General features: G+C 51.3%; 24 protein-coding genes. 19 read left to right on the forward strand and 5 right to left on the reverse strand.

Going from position 1 to position 16,095, the window contains the following annotated elements:
• Nucleotides 1–507: 507 nt before the first annotated feature.
• Nucleotides 508–819, forward strand: a complete 312-nt coding sequence (locus tag ACO0LG_RS11025; protein ID WP_422951425.1) for a hypothetical protein — start codon at nucleotides 508–510, stop codon at nucleotides 817–819.
• A 73-nt stretch (nucleotides 820–892) separates the two neighbouring features.
• Here ACO0LG_RS11025 and ACO0LG_RS11030 read toward each other — a convergent pair whose 3' ends face one another.
• Together ACO0LG_RS11030 and ACO0LG_RS11035 are read right to left on the reverse strand one after the other, a co-directional pair.
• Nucleotides 893–1,216, reverse strand: a complete 324-nt coding sequence (locus tag ACO0LG_RS11030) for a type II toxin-antitoxin system HicB family antitoxin (RefSeq protein WP_422951424.1) — start codon at nucleotides 1,214–1,216, stop codon at nucleotides 893–895.
• A 14-nt stretch (nucleotides 1,217–1,230) separates the two neighbouring features.
• Nucleotides 1,231–1,488 carry a type II toxin-antitoxin system HicA family toxin gene (locus tag ACO0LG_RS11035; RefSeq protein WP_422951423.1) on the reverse strand — a complete coding sequence of 86 codons (258 nt, stop codon included), beginning with the start codon at nucleotides 1,486–1,488 and terminating at the stop codon, nucleotides 1,231–1,233.
• A gap of 63 nt (nucleotides 1,489–1,551) precedes the next feature.
• On the opposite strand from ACO0LG_RS11035, the gene ACO0LG_RS11040 reads away from it, so the two are divergent.
• Nucleotides 1,552–2,289 (forward strand): hypothetical protein, encoded by a 738-nt coding sequence (locus ACO0LG_RS11040; RefSeq protein WP_422951422.1) that lies wholly within the window; start codon nucleotides 1,552–1,554, stop codon nucleotides 2,287–2,289.
• A gap of 6 nt (nucleotides 2,290–2,295) precedes the next feature.
• On the opposite strand, the gene ACO0LG_RS11045 is transcribed toward ACO0LG_RS11040, so the two are convergent.
• The 3 genes from ACO0LG_RS11045 to ACO0LG_RS11055 are packed head-to-tail and all read right to left on the reverse strand — an operon-like array spanning nucleotide 2,296 to nucleotide 5,398.
• The gene (locus ACO0LG_RS11045) at nucleotides 2,296–2,508 is read right to left on the reverse strand and encodes a hypothetical protein (protein ID WP_422951421.1); all 213 of its coding nucleotides are present in this window, start codon (nucleotides 2,506–2,508) and stop codon (nucleotides 2,296–2,298) included.
• The gene (locus tag ACO0LG_RS11050) at nucleotides 2,505–3,572 is read right to left on the reverse strand and encodes a phage portal protein (protein ID WP_423026226.1); all 1,068 of its coding nucleotides are present in this window, start codon (nucleotides 3,570–3,572) and stop codon (nucleotides 2,505–2,507) included. The genes ACO0LG_RS11045 and ACO0LG_RS11050 overlap by 4 nt, the downstream gene beginning before the upstream one ends.
• Complete coding sequence (locus ACO0LG_RS11055) at nucleotides 3,569–5,398, reverse strand: terminase ATPase subunit family protein (RefSeq protein WP_423026228.1); 1,830 nt, start codon at nucleotides 5,396–5,398, stop codon at nucleotides 3,569–3,571. The genes ACO0LG_RS11050 and ACO0LG_RS11055 overlap by 4 nt, the downstream gene beginning before the upstream one ends.
• A gap of 140 nt (nucleotides 5,399–5,538) precedes the next feature.
• Here ACO0LG_RS11055 and ACO0LG_RS11060 point away from each other — a divergent pair, with 140 nt between their 5' ends.
• From ACO0LG_RS11060 to ACO0LG_RS11140, 17 genes are all read left to right on the forward strand, one after another.
• Nucleotides 5,539–6,372 (forward strand): GPO family capsid scaffolding protein, encoded by an 834-nt coding sequence (locus ACO0LG_RS11060; RefSeq protein WP_423026230.1) that lies wholly within the window; start codon nucleotides 5,539–5,541, stop codon nucleotides 6,370–6,372.
• A 66-nt stretch (nucleotides 6,373–6,438) separates the two neighbouring features.
• On the forward strand, nucleotides 6,439–7,443 hold the full coding sequence (locus ACO0LG_RS11065; protein ID WP_423026232.1) for a phage major capsid protein, P2 family: 1,005 nt from the start codon (nucleotides 6,439–6,441) through the stop codon (nucleotides 7,441–7,443).
• Between the two features lie 2 nt (nucleotides 7,444–7,445).
• The gene (gpM, locus tag ACO0LG_RS11070) at nucleotides 7,446–8,171 is read left to right on the forward strand and encodes a phage terminase small subunit (RefSeq protein WP_423026234.1); all 726 of its coding nucleotides are present in this window, start codon (nucleotides 7,446–7,448) and stop codon (nucleotides 8,169–8,171) included.
• Nucleotides 8,172–8,282: 111 nt separating this feature from the next.
• Nucleotides 8,283–8,774, forward strand: a complete 492-nt coding sequence (locus tag ACO0LG_RS11075; protein WP_423026236.1) for a head completion/stabilization protein — start codon at nucleotides 8,283–8,285, stop codon at nucleotides 8,772–8,774.
• Nucleotides 8,775–8,776: 2 nt separating this feature from the next.
• Nucleotides 8,777–8,980 (forward strand): tail protein X, encoded by a 204-nt coding sequence (locus ACO0LG_RS11080; RefSeq protein ID WP_423026238.1) that lies wholly within the window; start codon nucleotides 8,777–8,779, stop codon nucleotides 8,978–8,980.
• A 2-nt stretch (nucleotides 8,981–8,982) separates the two neighbouring features.
• The gene (locus ACO0LG_RS11085; protein WP_423026240.1) at nucleotides 8,983–9,216 is read left to right on the forward strand and encodes a hypothetical protein; all 234 of its coding nucleotides are present in this window, start codon (nucleotides 8,983–8,985) and stop codon (nucleotides 9,214–9,216) included.
• Nucleotides 9,189–9,686: a lysozyme gene (locus ACO0LG_RS11090; RefSeq protein ID WP_423026242.1), complete on the forward strand. Its 498-nt coding sequence runs from the start codon at nucleotides 9,189–9,191 to the stop codon at nucleotides 9,684–9,686. Before ACO0LG_RS11085 ends, ACO0LG_RS11090 begins: the two co-directional genes overlap by 28 nt.
• A gap of 8 nt (nucleotides 9,687–9,694) precedes the next feature.
• On the forward strand, nucleotides 9,695–10,201 hold the full coding sequence (locus ACO0LG_RS11095) for a lysis system i-spanin subunit Rz (protein WP_423026244.1): 507 nt from the start codon (nucleotides 9,695–9,697) through the stop codon (nucleotides 10,199–10,201).
• Complete coding sequence (locus tag ACO0LG_RS11100; protein ID WP_423026246.1) at nucleotides 10,185–10,679, forward strand: phage tail protein; 495 nt, start codon at nucleotides 10,185–10,187, stop codon at nucleotides 10,677–10,679. Before ACO0LG_RS11095 ends, ACO0LG_RS11100 begins: the two co-directional genes overlap by 17 nt.
• Entirely contained in the window at nucleotides 10,672–11,136 is a 465-nt protein-coding gene (locus tag ACO0LG_RS11105) for a phage virion morphogenesis protein (RefSeq protein WP_422951409.1), read from the forward strand. The genes ACO0LG_RS11100 and ACO0LG_RS11105 overlap by 8 nt, the downstream gene beginning before the upstream one ends.
• Nucleotides 11,137–11,298: 162 nt before the next feature.
• Complete coding sequence (locus ACO0LG_RS11110) at nucleotides 11,299–12,633, forward strand: protein kinase domain-containing protein (protein WP_422951408.1); 1,335 nt, start codon at nucleotides 11,299–11,301, stop codon at nucleotides 12,631–12,633.
• An 85-nt stretch (nucleotides 12,634–12,718) separates the two neighbouring features.
• Nucleotides 12,719–13,189 (forward strand): phage baseplate assembly protein V, encoded by a 471-nt coding sequence (locus tag ACO0LG_RS11115; protein ID WP_423026249.1) that lies wholly within the window; start codon nucleotides 12,719–12,721, stop codon nucleotides 13,187–13,189.
• A complete protein-coding gene (locus ACO0LG_RS11120) occupies nucleotides 13,186–13,455 on the forward strand; it encodes a PAAR domain-containing protein (RefSeq protein WP_422951406.1) in 270 nt (89 codons plus the stop codon). The genes ACO0LG_RS11115 and ACO0LG_RS11120 overlap by 4 nt, the downstream gene beginning before the upstream one ends.
• An 18-nt stretch (nucleotides 13,456–13,473) precedes the next feature.
• Entirely contained in the window at nucleotides 13,474–13,812 is a 339-nt protein-coding gene (locus ACO0LG_RS11125; RefSeq protein ID WP_422951405.1) for a GPW/gp25 family protein, read from the forward strand.
• A complete protein-coding gene (locus ACO0LG_RS11130; RefSeq protein ID WP_423026252.1) occupies nucleotides 13,809–14,648 on the forward strand; it encodes a baseplate assembly protein in 840 nt (279 codons plus the stop codon). Before ACO0LG_RS11125 ends, ACO0LG_RS11130 begins: the two co-directional genes overlap by 4 nt.
• Nucleotides 14,645–15,577, forward strand: a complete 933-nt coding sequence (locus tag ACO0LG_RS11135) for a phage tail protein (protein ID WP_423026254.1) — start codon at nucleotides 14,645–14,647, stop codon at nucleotides 15,575–15,577. Before ACO0LG_RS11130 ends, ACO0LG_RS11135 begins: the two co-directional genes overlap by 4 nt.
• 12 nt (nucleotides 15,578–15,589) lie before the next feature.
• Complete coding sequence (locus ACO0LG_RS11140) at nucleotides 15,590–16,087, forward strand: hypothetical protein (RefSeq protein WP_423026256.1); 498 nt, start codon at nucleotides 15,590–15,592, stop codon at nucleotides 16,085–16,087.
• Nucleotides 16,088–16,095: the final 8 nt, after the last annotated feature.

Here is a 16,095-nt window from a genome sequence, read left to right on the forward strand (position 1 = left end):
CGTCAAAATGCGTCATCATTTGATGCTATCCGGGTGGCCGCAAACGTAAGCTGGGCTTGACTCTAAATGGTGACGCATATTTGAGTAAAAAGAGACTCATTTAGCGGGCAGGCGTGGTGGGGGGATGTCTGCGCGCCAGAGCTTGAAATGGGAATAAAATTGCTGTATTAAAATTTTTCTGAGGGATTTGCCAGACCAAAGGGTAGGCGGCCATGCCAGGTGGTAATCATGTGGCGTGCATCTTTGTCAGACAATTTTGCCTTAACTATATGCTAATTGATCGTGTTGGATACAACACTCGAATGAAGTTGCTCAGATAAAGCAGAGATATACCCAACCCATTTTATTACCGCCATACGACCTAGCAATTATTAAATATGCAACTAATTTAACTTGCGCGATATTGCAAATTTGGCAAAATTTAACAATTGGCAAATTGCTTTTTAGGCAGCAAGCATTTATCTTGATCTTAATAAGTACTAAAAACACATCAATGGAGAAATTAATATGACCACTTCAGCAGAAGAACTGCATTCGCAAACTCAAGCAGCAGCCAAATCTTTAGAAAAGATGACAGTCAAAGAGCGCGAACAAAGGCCTTACAGCACATTTGCTAGCAATTACAATAACCTTTTAGCACTAGCCAAAGAATCTATGCCGACAGTTGATGATAGACGTTGGCCGCCTGCAATCGAAATTGACGTCTCAGAAGGAGGCGCTTCAGTGCGAGCAAATTATGCTGAAATTTTTAGCTATTACAGCCAAATGGCATCAATACTTGCTACGGGAATTCAACCTCTAGAGTTTGGTTCTTTTTAACTAATAATTTATTGTTAATAGACAACAAAAGCCGCACAAGGCGGCTTTATTGAGCTTCTGGGGAGCGAAGCGACTAATGTGTATGTGTTTCCAACAGATCAGAAACCCAGGTGTTTAAACTCTTGCCGGATGCCTCTGCGTACATGGCGGCCCTAGCATGCGTCTCTGGTGAAATTCTCAAGCGCATATTACCTGAATATGGTTTTTGCGCTGGCCTGCCGGTCTTCTCTGCAACCTCCAGATAATCATCGACAGCCTCTTCAAAAGCTGTTTTCAATTCACTGACTGAATCGCCATGGAAGCCAACCACATCACGGATACCAGCGACGTGACCGACGAAGCAATTATCATCTTCGCTGTATTCAATGCGGGCCGCATAGCCCTTATAAGTCATCATTCCCATATTTACTCCTATTCCGGCTTGATGCCTGCTGATTGAAGAAATTCACGCGCATCGCGTACTTGGTAAGCTTTGGCTTCTTTTTGCGGATGTGGCCGGTGGAAAGTGCCCACCACATCATTTAACAAGAAACGAACCCGCGAGCCGCGCCCTTCGATAGTTTTCGCGCCTAGCGACACAAACAGAGACTCAATTTGCGCCCATTCCAGTGTCATGGAAACAGGGTTAGTAAAAATGATTTTCAGGGTTTTTGTGTGTGCGCTTTTCATGTGTAGAATAGTACCATATTCTGACACTAGTGCAACCATTTTTTGACACCACTGATAAATATTATGTCGAACAAAAATCAAAACAATCAAGGCACGCCACCACCACAAGCAACAAAGAAAAATGCTCTCCCTGTCCCTGATCCGCTAGAGCTAAAACAAATCCAACTATATCGTGCAATACGCACCATGCAAGACATGGACTGGGCAATGGAAAAACTTAGCGCGTACAGAACCTGGATCGCAGATAAAAACACAGATGGCATGTTTGAGCAGGACAAAAAAGCAATCCCTGAAGCATTGCTTCATTCTGCAGTAGTAGCCTATATTCGTCCCTTTTCTGGTAACCGTGCAGATGGCTTTAAAGTGAAAAGTGATAACTATATTTTTCCAGAAGATGACGCTACAGAAGATCAAAAGCTATTGCATGAAAAACTCCAGACATATAGAGACACCAGCCTTGCACATTCTGACGCGGGCAAGCATAAACCCAAATTCAAATTCAATAAAAAAGGTGAATGGGTTGCGAAATTCGAAGACATATCACCAAAAGATATTGATCCGGACGAATTTATGGGCTTGATGCAACTGATCCACAACCACGCAAATATAACTGTCGGCACAATCGTCGATGAACTTAAATCTATTCCTAATCTACCAATTGAATACGACATAAACGAAGAGGAATTCAATTACGCCTTACGGATTTCCACAAGCGCCAGCACATATGAACCACCGATCCAAGATAATCAAGCCCAGATGGTAATCACAATGCAAGCACCTAAAGAAAACAAGGACGAGTGACTCAAGTCATATAAACCCTGATCGCCTTTTTGACGCCTGCAAACGCTCATGATCGTCACGGCAGTCTAAATTACAGAAAAGCGCACCAGGCTCAATAGCCTGGTCACAAAACAAGCAATGTAAGTCGGGCTCAACCACCGCATAACGGTGCATGTTATTCAAGGCAAACTCAAGGTCAAGACTAATGCGCGCATCTGCGCTGTCAGCGATATCACTCATTTTGTGGTGCCTCCTGCGTCACCTAAAGAATATGGGGTAAATCGGATTACTTCCTCGCCTATCCACTCGTTGCACTCTCTGAAACGCGCCTGCAGCGGCTCTAGCTCATGCATAGAAAACACCTTGGCCGCTTTCTCTACATCCCCGAAACCACCGGTATTGTTTGGCACCAGGCCCAGCAGCTGGGGCGGTACCCGGTGCGCGGCCAGCATGTCATCGCGTGTTACGTTCTTGATGCTGAAGAATTCATCCTTGGCCGCCACCTCAGACACCGGCAATATCTGGATGCCGTCTTTCTTTCCGTTCGGCGCATACATGAACACATTGCGGAAATTGCCTGGCCCTTTACTATCGCGCAGCGCCTGGCGCATGTTGTCGACGTCACTTTGATTCTGAGCTGGGTCGGTCATGTACAAGATGAAACCAGCGTGTGAGCCGTTCTTGTAATACTTGCGCCTGAACAGCGTCGCCGCCTCATTAAGCCAGGCAGAATGCAGAGCACTTAAATACTCAGGCAGGCCGTACACCTCCTGGTTAATGTCCGGTTCCATCAAGTGGAAAATCGCCCCCGCCTCAAACACATGATCTTCCTGCCAGCCACGCACAAAAGCGTATTGATTCAGATCATCACTGCACCGGCGCATATACTTGGCAAGCGCAGGCTCAAGCTGCAAAGGCTTGCCGGTGCGGCTTTTACGGTTTTCCAGATAGGCATTGCCAAAGACAAGAAAATCCAGCGCAAACCGGCTAAATGCCTCGCGTGACAGCAAGGCATGCGGCACAAAGGTGGCCGCCAGCAAGTTGCGCTTTACGTAGATTGCTGTTGAATGGTGCACGCTAGCCCTGAAAGACTTAGCCAGACCGTCCCAACTGATAGGCGGCTCGTAATACCGCCCATTCGTCCAGCACTCGATATAGTCCAGAATTTCAGACCGGTCTAATACCGGCGTAGGGTCGCCAAAACTGAACACCTCAGCACCCGGCGACACTGGCAAGGCTGGCACCGCTTCAGCCTGACTACTTGCCCCAGCATTGAAACTGCCGAGCCGCTTTCTCTTGCTCATGAATACACCTCCATAAATGATTGATTGCTGCTGATACCGCCGTCCAATGGCTCATGGTCCAGCGCATGCATACACGCCCAGGCAAGGTCTGCATGCCCAGTTTCTTCGCTACGGTCTGCCACATAGGTCACATGCTGGCCGCTGGCCGTCAGCGTCTTTTTAATCGTCATGAATGCCTGCGCCAGATCCGTGGCCCCTGCGTCAAATTCCAGACGCCCCTTGCTGATCACGTCGCGGGCTTTGATGACCATGCGGCTCTTCACAGCCGGGTCGTAGTTAATCTTGGTCACATTGGGATAGAAGTTCTTCACCAGCTGGTGCACACCTTCACCCATGCCGGTGGCGTCAATGCCAATAAAAGCAACGTGATAGCGAATGGTGGATTGCCGTATCTGTTCTGCCTGGGCTGCAAAGTCCATGCCCCTGAACTGCATGCGCTCCAACACCCGGAATTTCCCCCCAGGCGTGCGCGGTGGCGCAAGGATCACCAGTCCTGCACTATCGCCAGTGAATGCCGGGTCATACCCTATCCAGACCGGGTTATCCCCATAAGGCCGCGTGGTGAATGGCTTGAAGTCTGTCCAATCCACCCAGGCATCCACCATGCACTTTTGAAGCTCCTGCAGCGGGAAAACAGACGCCGTATCATCAATAAACTGACACATCAGCAGGTTTTCAAACTGATCTGGGCTGTACTCATACAGGCGCAGCTCGTCAATATCGAACAGATCACAGCCACCCGCCTGAGCGTCCATAATGGTGACGATTTGCCGCCACATCTTGTCTTCACCCGTAAAGCCAGAGGCAAGCCGCTTGTGACTGATATCAATATTGACCTGGTCTTTTTTAGGCCGCCGCTTGTTGAACAGCTCACCGGTCCAGAATGGGTAAGCCTCGTGCGTGATGCTTGATGGCGTGGAAAAATAGGTTTTACGCCATTGCTTATGTAGCGCCATACCTGACGCCACCTTGTTCAATTCCTGAAATTTATGAGTCCAGAAAAATTCATCAAAGTAAAAATTGCCGTGATAACCCTGGGCTGTCCTGGCATTAGTACCCAAGAAGTAAAGATGCGCGCCATTCGGCAACACAATAGGGTCCCCCGCCAGCTCGATGCCCGCAGCCTCTTTGGCAAACTGGATAATGTATTGTTTGAATACGTGCGCCTGCGCTTTAGACGCAGATAAAAAAATCTGATTGCGCCCGGTCTCCATGGCATCAGCCAAGGCCTCCCGCGCAAAGTACCAGGTAGCACCAATCTGGCGTGATTTGAGTATCACCCGCGTACGCTCATGCCCATTACGCAGCCATACCTTTTGATAGTCAAAAAGTGAGTTCCTGAAGGCCTCTAACAATTGGTCGCGCTGCTCGTCGCTGTAATCGTTGCGCGTGGGTTTCTTCTTTGGTCCTGCATTGCGGTTTGCCAGTTTGGGATTCAAATCCACTTCATTGCCGCCAGGTGCCTCATAACGGCGTACACGCGCCGTCTGCACAGCCTGGCGCATCAGCAAATCTATTTCCTTAAAGTCGCCACCGGTCTTCACTTCCTTGGCAATCAACTGCACGAGGCGCGTTTCAAGGCTGGCTTCAATTTTTTCTATGAACGGGGTCTCGTCCCACTTCTCACGGTCGCACCAGCTCTGCACCGTAGTGCGTGCAATCTCCAGATGCCGGGCAATGGAAGAAATCCGCCAGCCCTGCCAGTACAAGGCCTGAGCGTGTTTCTTCAGGTCGTAGGTAGGAGCAACCGTTGCGCCATCAGCAGGCGCATCCAATTCGTTATCGTGGGAAATTTCAGACGTGTCGTCGTCGGCAAGATCAATCATGCCGCCAGATTACGGGCATCGCGGGCGCGCAGGCAGCGCGGCCAAGTTGATATAAATCTTAACAACTCCCTGGCCGTTGAACAGAGTCAACGCAAGTAAGACTATGGGCACTCATCAACCGCCAAGCCCCCTATTTCATCATGTCCACCAAAAAATTCACATCAAAATTTTTCCGCGTTGCAGTTGAAGGCGCAACCACTGACGGCCGCAAAATTGATCGGAGTTGGATCGAGCAAATGGCAAAGAATTTCGATCCCAAGACCTATGGCGCACGCATCTGGTTAGAACACATCCGCGGCACTGTGCCAGATAGCCCCTTCAAAGCCTACGGCGATGTAACAGCGGTCAAGGCCGAAGAAGTCACCATAGACGGCAGTAAAAAGCTGGCCCTGTATGCCCAAATCGAACCGACGCCTGATTTGGTGGCACTGTCCAAAGCCAAACAGAAGATTTACACCAGCGTAGAGATTAACGACAAATTCGCCGACACTGGCGAAGCTTATCTTGTCGGCCTGGGTATTACCGACAGCCCCGCCAGTCTCGGTACTGAAGTATTGAGCTTTGCGGCCAGTAATCCCAACGCCAACCCCTTTGCAGGCCGTAAAACCAACCCTGCGCACCTGTTCTCTGCTGCCGTCGAAGTGAATCTTGAATTTGAAGAAGTCAACACTGAAACCACCAGCCTGGCTGCAAAAGTCAAAGACCTGCTGAAAGTATTCAACAGCAAAAAAGGCGGTGACGATGCCCGCTTTGATGATCTCGGTCAGGCAATTGAAACCGTAGTGGAACACACCGCAGACCAAGAACAGCGTTTTAGCGAATCAAACAAACGTATTTCCGAGCTGGAAAAAAACCTCAAAACCGTCACCGACAATTTCAGCAGCCTGAAAAACCAACTCGACAAAGAACCCGGCGGCCAGACCAGCAGGCCCACTGCCACAGGCGGCAACGGCGCAGAACAAACCGACTGCTAAACCCTGCAAACCATCGCAAACAGCACAACACCAACACACACACACAAAACAACGGAGTAAGCACGCATGAGAAACAATACCCGCCTGGCCTTCAATTCCTTGCTGGCCCGCCTGAGCGAACTCAACGGCGTTGATGACGCCACCAAGACCTTTAGCATCGCCCCCACAGTGCAACAAAAGCTGGAAACCAAAATACAAGAATCCAGCGAGTTCTTGAGCAAAATTAACATCATCGGCGTGACCGAGATGGAAGGCGAAAAGCTGCACCTCGGCATTACCAGCCCGGTCGCCAGCCGCACAGATACTACCCAAACAGAAAGACAGACCCGCGATTTGACCAGCCTGTCCAATGACCGCTACCGCTGTGCCAAGACTGATTTTGATACGCATATCCCGTATGCAAAGCTTGATGCCTGGGCCAAGTTTGCCGATTTCCAAACCCGTATCCGCGACGTCATCGTCAAACGCCAGGCGCTGGACCGCATGGTCATCGGCTTTAACGGCACTGCCGTGGCCCCCAATACCAATATCGCTACTTACCCGCTGCTGCAGGACGTAAATAAAGGCTGGCTGCAGCAAATGCGAGAAAACGCCCCCGAACGCGTCTTGTCTTCCGGCGGTACGCTCAACAAGATCAAAATCGGTGCCGGTGGCGACTTCGCCAATCTGGACGCCGCCGTGTATGACGCCATCAATCTTCTGGACCCATGGTTCCGCGAAGATGCGGGCCTGGTATGCATCGTCGGCCGCCAGCTCATGCATGACAAATATTTCCCCCTGGTGAACAAGAATCAGGCACCAACCGAAACCCTGGCATCTGACATCATCATCAGCCAAAAACGCATCGGTGGCCTGCAGGCGGCAACAGTGCCTTACTTCCCGGCAAACAGCATCCTGATTACGCGCTATGACAATCTGTCTATCTACTTCCAAGAAGGTGCGCGACGCCGTCAAGTGATGGAAAACCCTAAGCGTGACCGTATAGAAAACTATGAATCCTCGAATGATGCCTATGTCGTGGAAGATTACGGCATTGCTGCAGCCATCGAACATATTGAGCTGGTGGCCTGATCATGTCACACACCAGCCTGGCCATGCGCCACTTTGCCCGTATCACCGCCGAGCGGGCCAATGCACAAAGTAACCAAGGCGGCGAACTCACCGGCAACGCCTACGAGCTGATGCTTGCCAAGCTCATCAACGACAAGCAAAGGCTCAAGGCCATCAAGTCTATCCAGCGAAAAATCGAACTCAAGCGCGAAATTCTGCCTGAATACGATGACTGGATAGACGGCGCACTGGAGAGCGGCAACGGCGCGCAAGACCAGGTATTAACCACCGTCCTAGTCTGGCATATCGATGCTGGCACCTATGCCCGCGCCCTGGACATCGCGCAATACTGCCTGGTTCATAACCTGAGCCTGCCAGACCAGTACGCCCGTGATGTGTCCACCATGCTGTTGGACGAAATCCCCGGCGCATATCTCGAAGGCCGCTTTGAAAGCACGGCTGCAGCCGTGGAAACACTCAGGGCCGTGCAACTGCTGACCGTCAATGCAGATGTCCCAGACCAGGCCAGCGCCAAGCTGTACAAGGCGCTTGGCTATGCCCAGATCGACAAGATGGGCAATGGTGACATTGACTTTGACCAGTTGCCAGAAGAAGCCGCCAGCAAGGCACTGGACAACCTGCGCCGCGCCCTTGATCTGTTCCAAAACATAGGCGTCAAGAAAGACATAGAACGGCTGGAACGCCGTCTCAAGAACATCGTAGGCGATAGCGGCACCCCGCCTACGTAACCAGGCACCCTCCGGCGCCGGGCGGCGTGGGCCGATCAGGTATTTCTAGCCATTTACCCTGTGACAGCCCACCCACCGCCCACTTGATTGACTCAATGAAGATCCAGACCCATGCCCTCATTTATTGCCAACGCACCAGGCGGCCCGACCAGCGCAAGCCAGCCAGACAACATCATCACCAATGATGGATTCTTCCCGGATCTGGATGTCATCGCCATGCGCGACGCCATCAGGCTGGACGGCACTGTCACTGATGCCAGACTGATCGCGGCCACCGTGGACGCCATCATCTTTGTCAATGACCAGGTGAAAGAGCTGAAGGCATCAGCGCAAAGCGCAGGACACAGCTGCATGGCGGCTATCCCAGCGGCACAGGTCAACCGGCAAAGCGTCCTGATATCCCACTACCTGCGCGCTGTCTATTGCACGGCAAAAGCGGATCTGATTGAACGTTACAAGGATTACGACACCACCGCCACGTCACTGGATGACAAGAAGCTGGTCGGCTTTCTGGCAAATGGCCCTGACGAAGAACGCAGGAATGCAGCCTGGGCGATATCTAAGCTCATGGGCCGCCACCAAGTCACGGTAGAGCTGATTTAGACATGATCGTCCGCGCCCAACAAAACGACACCCTCGACCTGCTGATCTGGCGTCACTTGGGCAGCACAGCAGGCATCGCAGCAGTGCTGGCCTTAAACCCCGGCATTACCAGCTTGGGCGCATTCCTGCCCATGGGCAAAGCTATCACATTGCCAGACCGCGCACCTGCAGCGCCAACGCTGCAAATGATTAACTTGTGGGACTAACCATGATCGATTACCCCATGGAAACAGTGAAATCTATGCCACCAATCGCCATCAGTGCAATCACCTTGCTAGGCATTCCCCTCAATGAATGGGTATTCATTCTGACGATTATTTATACCGTGCTGCAGATCACGTTTTTTATACGCGACAAGATGTTAAAGCCCTGGCTGAACCGTCGTGCCAATGCACAGAAAGGAAAAAATCAACAATGTGTACAGATATCAAACAAAAACTGATAGCTGCCGGCATTGCTGCAGCCTTGCCCTTGATTGTCCTGTTTGAAGGCACCAGGCAAACCGCCTACCTTGATCCAGTCAGCATCCCCACGATTTGCCGGGGCCACACTGGTGGCGTCAAGCTGGGCCAGACTGCCACCATAGAGCAATGCGACGACATGACAGTACAAGACCTACTCAAAGCCAAGGTATCAATGGAAAGCTGCCTGAAAGTCCCACTCAACGACAACCAGCGCGCCGCATTCACAAGCTTTGTGTTCAACGTGGGGCCGGGCCGCAAAGGCGTCAAAGACGGTTTCTGCGTGCTGGAAAACGGCAAGCCATCCACCATGATTACTTTGCTCAACAAAGGCGACTACACCGGCGCATGCAACCAATTACCTTACTGGAATACAGCAAATCATATTGTATTGCGAGGTCTGACCAAGCGCCGCGCCGCAGAGCGTGAACTCTGCCTCAAACCCGCATAGGTGAATGAATGCTCAACATCATCAAAGCACTGGACCCACGTCCATGGATAGCCCTGGCAGTAGCAGCCGCCGTCCTGTTCTGTGTCGTCAAATACAAAGACGCCATACACCAGGTAGACAAACTCACCGCCCAGATTGAAAAGGACAAAGCAGAAGCCACCGCCACCGCACGAGAAAATGAAAAGCTCATGTCCCGCAGCCTGGCCGCCATTGCCACCACCCACCAAAAGGAAATGCAAGATGAAAAAGACAAACGCGACAAGTTTATTGATGACGTGCGTACTGGTGCTGTGCGCCTGTCAATCCCCGTCAAAGCTTGCAGCGCCCGTACCGGCACAAATACCGCCGCTGGATTCAGCAATAGCGACCAAGCGCGAGCCCAACTTACGCCAGAGGCTGGAGCAGCTCTTGCAGCCATCGCCGCAGACGGTGACGACGCCATCAGGCAATTAAACGCCTGTATAGACAGCTACCAGGCAATCAGGGCCATTACCAATCATGTACAAACCAAATAGCCTGCGCGCCCACCTAACAGCCGCCTTGCCCGATTTAAAGCGCAACCCAGACAAGCTGCTTGTGTTTGCAGACAAAGGCAGCTTGCGCACCACGCGCACGGCTTCACGATCTTTTGAATATGCCTATGTCTTGAATGTCATTGTGACCGACTACGGTGGCGAAGAAGATGCGCTCATGGTGCCATTGCTGGATTGGGTGGCAGTGCACCAGGCAGACTTGCTGCGCAACGAAGACAAGAGTAATAAAGGCATACGCTTTATTGTTGACTTCAATAATCATGAGAGCGTTGATATCAGTCTAGAGCTGGACATTACCGAGCGCGTCATAGTCAAGCAGACCGGCAACAAGCTTGATATTTCCCACGCAGGCGAGATAGCCGTCGCGCCGGACTATACCGCGCCATTCTGGCAGCTCTACAACGGCAACAACCTGCTTGCAGAGTGGCAGTTACTCAACCCTGCGCAAGACAATGGCTGACGATCTCAAGGCGCTAGAACAATGGGCAAGCGTCCTGCTTGCCCAGCTCGATCCGGCCAACCGGCGCAAAGTCAGTTTGAAAGTGGCGCAGGATTTGAGACGGTCCCAGCAACAGCGCATCAAAGCGCAAATGACGCCGGAAGGCCTCCAATACACACCCAGGAAGCCGCGCAAGGACTTACGCAATAAGAAGGAACGAATAAAAAAGCAGAAGGCCGCGATGTTTGCCAAACTGCGCACAAACACACACCTGAAAGTGAAAGCCGACGGTAACGAAATTGCTGTAGGCTTCTTTGACCGCGTTGCCCGAATTGCGAGGGTTCACCAATACGGGCTTGAGGACAAGGTAAGTAAGGATGGTCCAGAAGTCAGGTATACCCGGCGACAACTGCTTGGTTTCAGCACGGCGAATCTAGAGCAATTACGCGAGGTCATTGTGAGACATATCGCAAATTAAACAGAAGATAAAAATTTAAGATGTTTAGAAATAAATATTGCCGCCAAATCAAGGACAAAAAAACAACAAAATTGCATGCTGCAAAGGTAGTATGCGGCAATCAGCATTACACTATTTGCAATGCAATTTGCTATTTATTTCCTTAATAAAATTTAAGATGATATGTTTAAAAAAAATGACCTCATAGACAATAAATATGTTGTCGAAGGATTGTGCAGCAAATCTGGCGGAATGGGAGAAATTCTTCATGTAAAGCACGTCAAGGTATTCTATGAATACGACATCGTTTTAAAGTATTGCAAAGGCAATTCAGATGAACATCTCAAACGGTTTAAGAGAGAAGTCCGGTTGCTTTCAGAATTTAAAAATAACTCGAAAATAGCCCAAGTCGTGGACTCCAATCTTGAATACGATCCGCCATATTTCATAATGAAATATTATCCCAATGGAGATCTTTTACATCATGCGATCAATCTTAGGTATTCGTTAGTTGATCAGGAAAAAGTGTTTCTTCAAATGATAGATTGCGTTCAAGAACTTCATTCAAGAAATAAATTTCATCGAGATATTAAGCCACAAAACTTCCTAGTTAACGGAAATCAAATAGTCGTATCAGATTTCGGTTTATCCACGGAAACCGGATCACATACAGCATTCACCAGTAGCTCAAATAGCTGGGGCACCCAAGGATACATCCCTCCTGAATTCATAAGTGGCGGATTCAAACACGCAGATGCTGCAGGTGATGTATTTATGCTGGGTAAAACATTTTATGTACTATTAACAAAAAATGATCCGCAGCACCTTTTCGAAGAAGGAATTCCTGCGCCAATTTTTCATATAATTGAACGCTGTTGCAGAAACATCAAAACACAACGCTACCAATCTCTTTCCGAACTCAAACAATCAATAGTTGCGGCTTATGACGTACTACTTGGGAGGTCCGAAGGAGTTGATACTGTAAAGCAATTGCTTATGGCTATTCGCGATAGGAGCGAACAAGAAAGTAAATTTCTTTCAAAGGAAATAATCACATTTGTAGAGCAACTTGCAATTATAGAAGAGACAGATCAAATTCGAATTTGTTTTGAAATCCACGACAAATTTTTTGGTGTAATTAAGCAAAAATCTGTGATTAATAGCCTCCCAATATTTTTGTCAGTGTATGAGAAAATGGTAGAGGATCAAAGTTACAGTTGGAGCTATGCCGAAGACATAGCAAACCACATGAAAACCATTTTTATGGGAGACGATGTTCCTGTCGTTCAAAAAACTTTAGCATTAGACCTTGCAATTCGAGCAGCACGTTACATGAACCGTTTCGCTGCAATGAACACATGTAAAGAGATGATTACTTCTGTAGTCGACCAGTCCTTAGGACTGGAAGTGGCTTCGCTAATTTTAACTCTTGATGGTACCTTCGTGACTAGCACGGAACCGAGTGAATGTAAAAATAGAACTGTCGCAAATGCATTACGCCAAATAAGCGATAATTAATCAAATAGCGATGTATAAGTTGTTATGTGAATTAGCAACTCTCCAGCGCGTGACCTAAACCCGGTAAGCCGTCACCATAGGCGGCATGAACTACAACCTTGCCGACATCGCCCGCCGTCTAGAAAACCTGATTCGCTTTGGCACCATTGCCGAAGTGAAACACGGTCGCGTACCGCAAGTACGCCTGCAAATTGGCGACATCAAAACCGGCTTTTTGCCCATGGCAACGGCACGCGCTGGCAAAACAAAGACATGGAACCCGCCCACTGTTGGCGAACAATGCATTTTACTTTCCCCCTCCGGTGAATTTGCGGGCGGCGTGGTCATGCCAGGCATTGCCAGCAACCACAACCCAGCACCAGACACCAACCCAGACAACACCCGCACTGAATACCCAGACGGCGCGACGGCGGACTACAACCACGCAGAGCATCACTACATCATCACACTGCCTGCAGAGGGCAAGTTTAGTTTTGTCGTCGGCAATACCACGCTGGAGCTGCGCAACGATGGCGTGACCTTGCGCACGCCCAAGTTTGAGGGCGTCAAATCATGAGCTATGGCATCGCCGTTAAAGCCCTGGACCGCGCAGGCGGCCCGCACCGCGCTGGTGGGCAAGACTTCTTTGCTGTCGAAGGCGTACCTGTCGTGGTGCTGGGTGACCGCATCGTCCCGCATGGCCCGGTCCCGCATGCCAACCCAACCATGGTACAGGGCTCCTCCTGGATGACATTGAATGGCATACCCGCATGCCGCGCCGGGCATCACGCCAGTTGCACCCACCCCAGCACCGGCCGTAGCTGGTTTTTGATACCGGATTGAGGCAAAACAATGGCAGGCATGAATCTTTCAACAGGTGAACGTATTGCAGGCCTGGCACATTTGCGCCAGAGCATTGCCGATATCCTGACCACACCCATAGGCACCCGCGTGATGCGACGCGACTATGGCAGCCTGTTGTTTGAACTGATAGACCAGCCAGACAATGGCACCACACAAGTGCGCCTGTATGCCGCCACGGCTGAAGCTTTGCTCAAATGGGAACCCCGCATCAAGCTCACGCAAGTCAAGCTGTACCGCACAGACACGCCCGGTAAAGTCATCATTGATTTGAAAGGCCAACTGGTGCGAGCCTCAAAGGCGTTTAGCCTGTCTTTACCTGTCACGGTAAAAGCATGATTGATTTAACCAAGCTGCCACCGCCTGCAGTCATCGAAGAGCTGGACTTTGAAGCCCTGGTCACCGTTCACAAGCAAGACTTGCTGCAACGCCAGCCAAGCGCCGCCAATGTGCTGGCCTTGCCATCTGAACCCCTGGTCAAACAAATAGAAGCATTTTCTTATCGGGAGATGTTGCTACGTGGCCGTATCAATGATGCTTCCCGCGCAAACCTGCTGGCCTTTGCCAGCGGCACAGACCTGGACCATAAAGGCGCTTTCTACAATCTGGCACGCATGCCAGGTGAAGCAGACGAGCGCTACCGCAGCCGCATACAGTTGCGCATTGCTGCCCTGGCTGGCAATGGCACGGCAGAGCAATACCGCTTGCTTGCCCTGTCTGCAAGCGCCAACGTGCGTGATGCAAACGTCACCAGCTCAACACCCGGCAGCATTGCCGTGGTGTTGTGGCTAATTGACGCCAGCCAGGCGCAGGCCACCAGCGCCGCCGTACTGGCCGCCATGAACGCACCCAACGCCCGCCCGCTGGGTGTGCCTGTAAGCATGGCCGTGGCGCGCCCGGTGGCCTTAAACGTCACTGCAACATTGTGGCGCGAAGCCAGCGCACCGGCTGATATCGTCACAAAAATAACCGCCTCATTCATGGCTTCTCTTGCCACTTATTCCAGCCTGGGCCGCAGTGTGCCGCAGTCATGGGTAACGGCCCAACTGCAGCAGCCTGGTATTAGCCGGGTAGAATTTCCGGTCGCAGGCCATCCCGCTGGCAATACAGTGTTGGCCGCTGATGAATACGCCATCGCTGGCATCATCACTCTGACAGATGGCGGTGTGGCATGACTGACTTAGCATTACTGTTGCCACCCAACGCCAGCGAGCTGGAACGCAACTTGGTACGCATTGCCCCGCGTGCGGATCTGGACGCTGCTGCAGACGCACCGGCAAACATCGCCAGCACCATGCCCGCAGCTTTCCAGCCCTGGCTTGCCGCTGAATGGAACCTGGCGCAATTCTCGCTGCACTTCGCCAGCAATGCCGAGCTGATCACCGCTGGCCTGCCCTGGCTGCTGGAACGCGGCAGCGCCGCCAGTGTGGTGCGCGCCTTGTCCTGGCTGGACTATGACCAGGTCACGATAGAAGAAGATGAATTCCTTGTACACATAGACCCAGGCACCACAGCGGCCGCGCTGGACTTGGCACGTATCCGCCAGGTGGTGAATGCATCCTTGCCCGTACACAGCCGCTTTTATCGCCTATATCACGGTCTGGACCTGCGTGCTGGCCGCTTAGATGCCACCAGCTTTGATCAATGCTTGTTTGATGATGATTCTGGTATCTGGTCTGGTGACCCTGCAACTGATGGCGTCAAGCTGTCTTTCGGTGAAACGCACATAGGCATAGTCAATGCGCTGCCAGCACTGGCACCCATTGCAGCGCACCGCCCGCGCCAGTTAAACACCATTGTTGACGATTCAATGATGCAGCTTGATAGCTGGGTACTCGATAGCGAAATTCGTTTAAACAGTGTCGTCAGTATCAGCGACCTATCCAGCGGCGTGGTCAATCAACCGGCTTTGCTGCCTGTATTGGGCAATCACCACGCTACATATTGTGCTGTGCCGATGGCGCGCGCCATGCCTGCACCTATCACAGCAATTTCACCAGGTACAGCAAGCAAAGTTTGCAGCCCGGCCTTACCAGTGTATGGCTGGGCCGACCAGTGGGCCAGCGGCTGGGCGGTCTGCTACCCCTTAATTTCAAATCCATAGAAAGGCACTGACATGGCAGTCCTGCAAGACCAAGGCCGCATCGAGCTGGCCGAACAATTTAAGAACCGCCCGCTGCACCTGGCATGGGGCCACGGCCTGGCCGCATGGGATGCAGCGCCCGTATCCGAACCCATCACCGCCATTGGCCTGATGGATGAAATAGGCCGCCGCGTGGCATCACAAAAGCAATTCGTTGTTCCTGAGTTAGACCCAAATGCACCGAACACCATCAGGGTACCAGGCGGTGACCTGTACCGCATCGTCAATACCCCATCACGCTGGGTATTGGTCGAATTCGTTTTTGATTATGGCGACGGCGCAGGTCATGACATCCGCGAGCTGGGTTTGTTCGTCGGCACCGAAGTGGCCGCAGCCCTGCCAGCCGGGCAACGTTACTTCACACCGGAACAAATCATCAAGCCGGGCCGCCTCTACATGCTTGACCGCATCCCGCGCCTGATTCGTTCTGGCGCTACGGAACAAGTTTATCGCTACGTTTTGCCTTTCTGAAAAAGATA

The sequence above is a fragment of the Undibacterium sp. Ji42W genome (assembly GCF_049340405.1).
In the GTDB taxonomy this organism is placed as follows: domain Bacteria; phylum Pseudomonadota; class Gammaproteobacteria; order Burkholderiales; family Burkholderiaceae_D; genus Undibacterium.

Coding starts and splice junctions, on each gene's coding strand:
- ACO0LG_RS11025 (WP_422951425.1), top strand. CDS start 508: ATGACCACTTCAGCAGAAGAACTGCATTCGCAAACTCAAGCAGCAGCC.
- ACO0LG_RS11030 (WP_422951424.1), bottom strand. CDS start 1,216: ATGATGACTTATAAGGGCTATGCGGCCCGCATTGAATACAGCGAAGAT.
- ACO0LG_RS11035 (WP_422951423.1), bottom strand. CDS start 1,488: ATGAAAAGCGCACACACAAAAACCCTGAAAATCATTTTTACTAACCCT.
- ACO0LG_RS11040 (WP_422951422.1), top strand. CDS start 1,552: ATGTCGAACAAAAATCAAAACAATCAAGGCACGCCACCACCACAAGCA.
- ACO0LG_RS11045 (WP_422951421.1), bottom strand. CDS start 2,508: ATGAGTGATATCGCTGACAGCGCAGATGCGCGCATTAGTCTTGACCTT.
- ACO0LG_RS11050 (WP_423026226.1), bottom strand. CDS start 3,572: ATGAGCAAGAGAAAGCGGCTCGGCAGTTTCAATGCTGGGGCAAGTAGT.
- ACO0LG_RS11055 (WP_423026228.1), bottom strand. CDS start 5,398: ATGATTGATCTTGCCGACGACGACACGTCTGAAATTTCCCACGATAAC.
- ACO0LG_RS11060 (WP_423026230.1), top strand. CDS start 5,539: ATGTCCACCAAAAAATTCACATCAAAATTTTTCCGCGTTGCAGTTGAA.
- ACO0LG_RS11065 (WP_423026232.1), top strand. CDS start 6,439: ATGAGAAACAATACCCGCCTGGCCTTCAATTCCTTGCTGGCCCGCCTG.
- gpM (WP_423026234.1), top strand. CDS start 7,446: ATGTCACACACCAGCCTGGCCATGCGCCACTTTGCCCGTATCACCGCC.
- ACO0LG_RS11075 (WP_423026236.1), top strand. CDS start 8,283: ATGCCCTCATTTATTGCCAACGCACCAGGCGGCCCGACCAGCGCAAGC.
- ACO0LG_RS11080 (WP_423026238.1), top strand. CDS start 8,777: ATGATCGTCCGCGCCCAACAAAACGACACCCTCGACCTGCTGATCTGG.
- ACO0LG_RS11085 (WP_423026240.1), top strand. CDS start 8,983: ATGATCGATTACCCCATGGAAACAGTGAAATCTATGCCACCAATCGCC.
- ACO0LG_RS11090 (WP_423026242.1), top strand. CDS start 9,189: ATGTGTACAGATATCAAACAAAAACTGATAGCTGCCGGCATTGCTGCA.
- ACO0LG_RS11095 (WP_423026244.1), top strand. CDS start 9,695: ATGCTCAACATCATCAAAGCACTGGACCCACGTCCATGGATAGCCCTG.
- ACO0LG_RS11100 (WP_423026246.1), top strand. CDS start 10,185: ATGTACAAACCAAATAGCCTGCGCGCCCACCTAACAGCCGCCTTGCCC.
- ACO0LG_RS11105 (WP_422951409.1), top strand. CDS start 10,672: ATGGCTGACGATCTCAAGGCGCTAGAACAATGGGCAAGCGTCCTGCTT.
- ACO0LG_RS11110 (WP_422951408.1), top strand. CDS start 11,299: ATGTTTAAAAAAAATGACCTCATAGACAATAAATATGTTGTCGAAGGA.
- ACO0LG_RS11115 (WP_423026249.1), top strand. CDS start 12,719: ATGAACTACAACCTTGCCGACATCGCCCGCCGTCTAGAAAACCTGATT.
- ACO0LG_RS11120 (WP_422951406.1), top strand. CDS start 13,186: ATGAGCTATGGCATCGCCGTTAAAGCCCTGGACCGCGCAGGCGGCCCG.
- ACO0LG_RS11125 (WP_422951405.1), top strand. CDS start 13,474: ATGAATCTTTCAACAGGTGAACGTATTGCAGGCCTGGCACATTTGCGC.
- ACO0LG_RS11130 (WP_423026252.1), top strand. CDS start 13,809: ATGATTGATTTAACCAAGCTGCCACCGCCTGCAGTCATCGAAGAGCTG.
- ACO0LG_RS11135 (WP_423026254.1), top strand. CDS start 14,645: ATGACTGACTTAGCATTACTGTTGCCACCCAACGCCAGCGAGCTGGAA.
- ACO0LG_RS11140 (WP_423026256.1), top strand. CDS start 15,590: ATGGCAGTCCTGCAAGACCAAGGCCGCATCGAGCTGGCCGAACAATTT.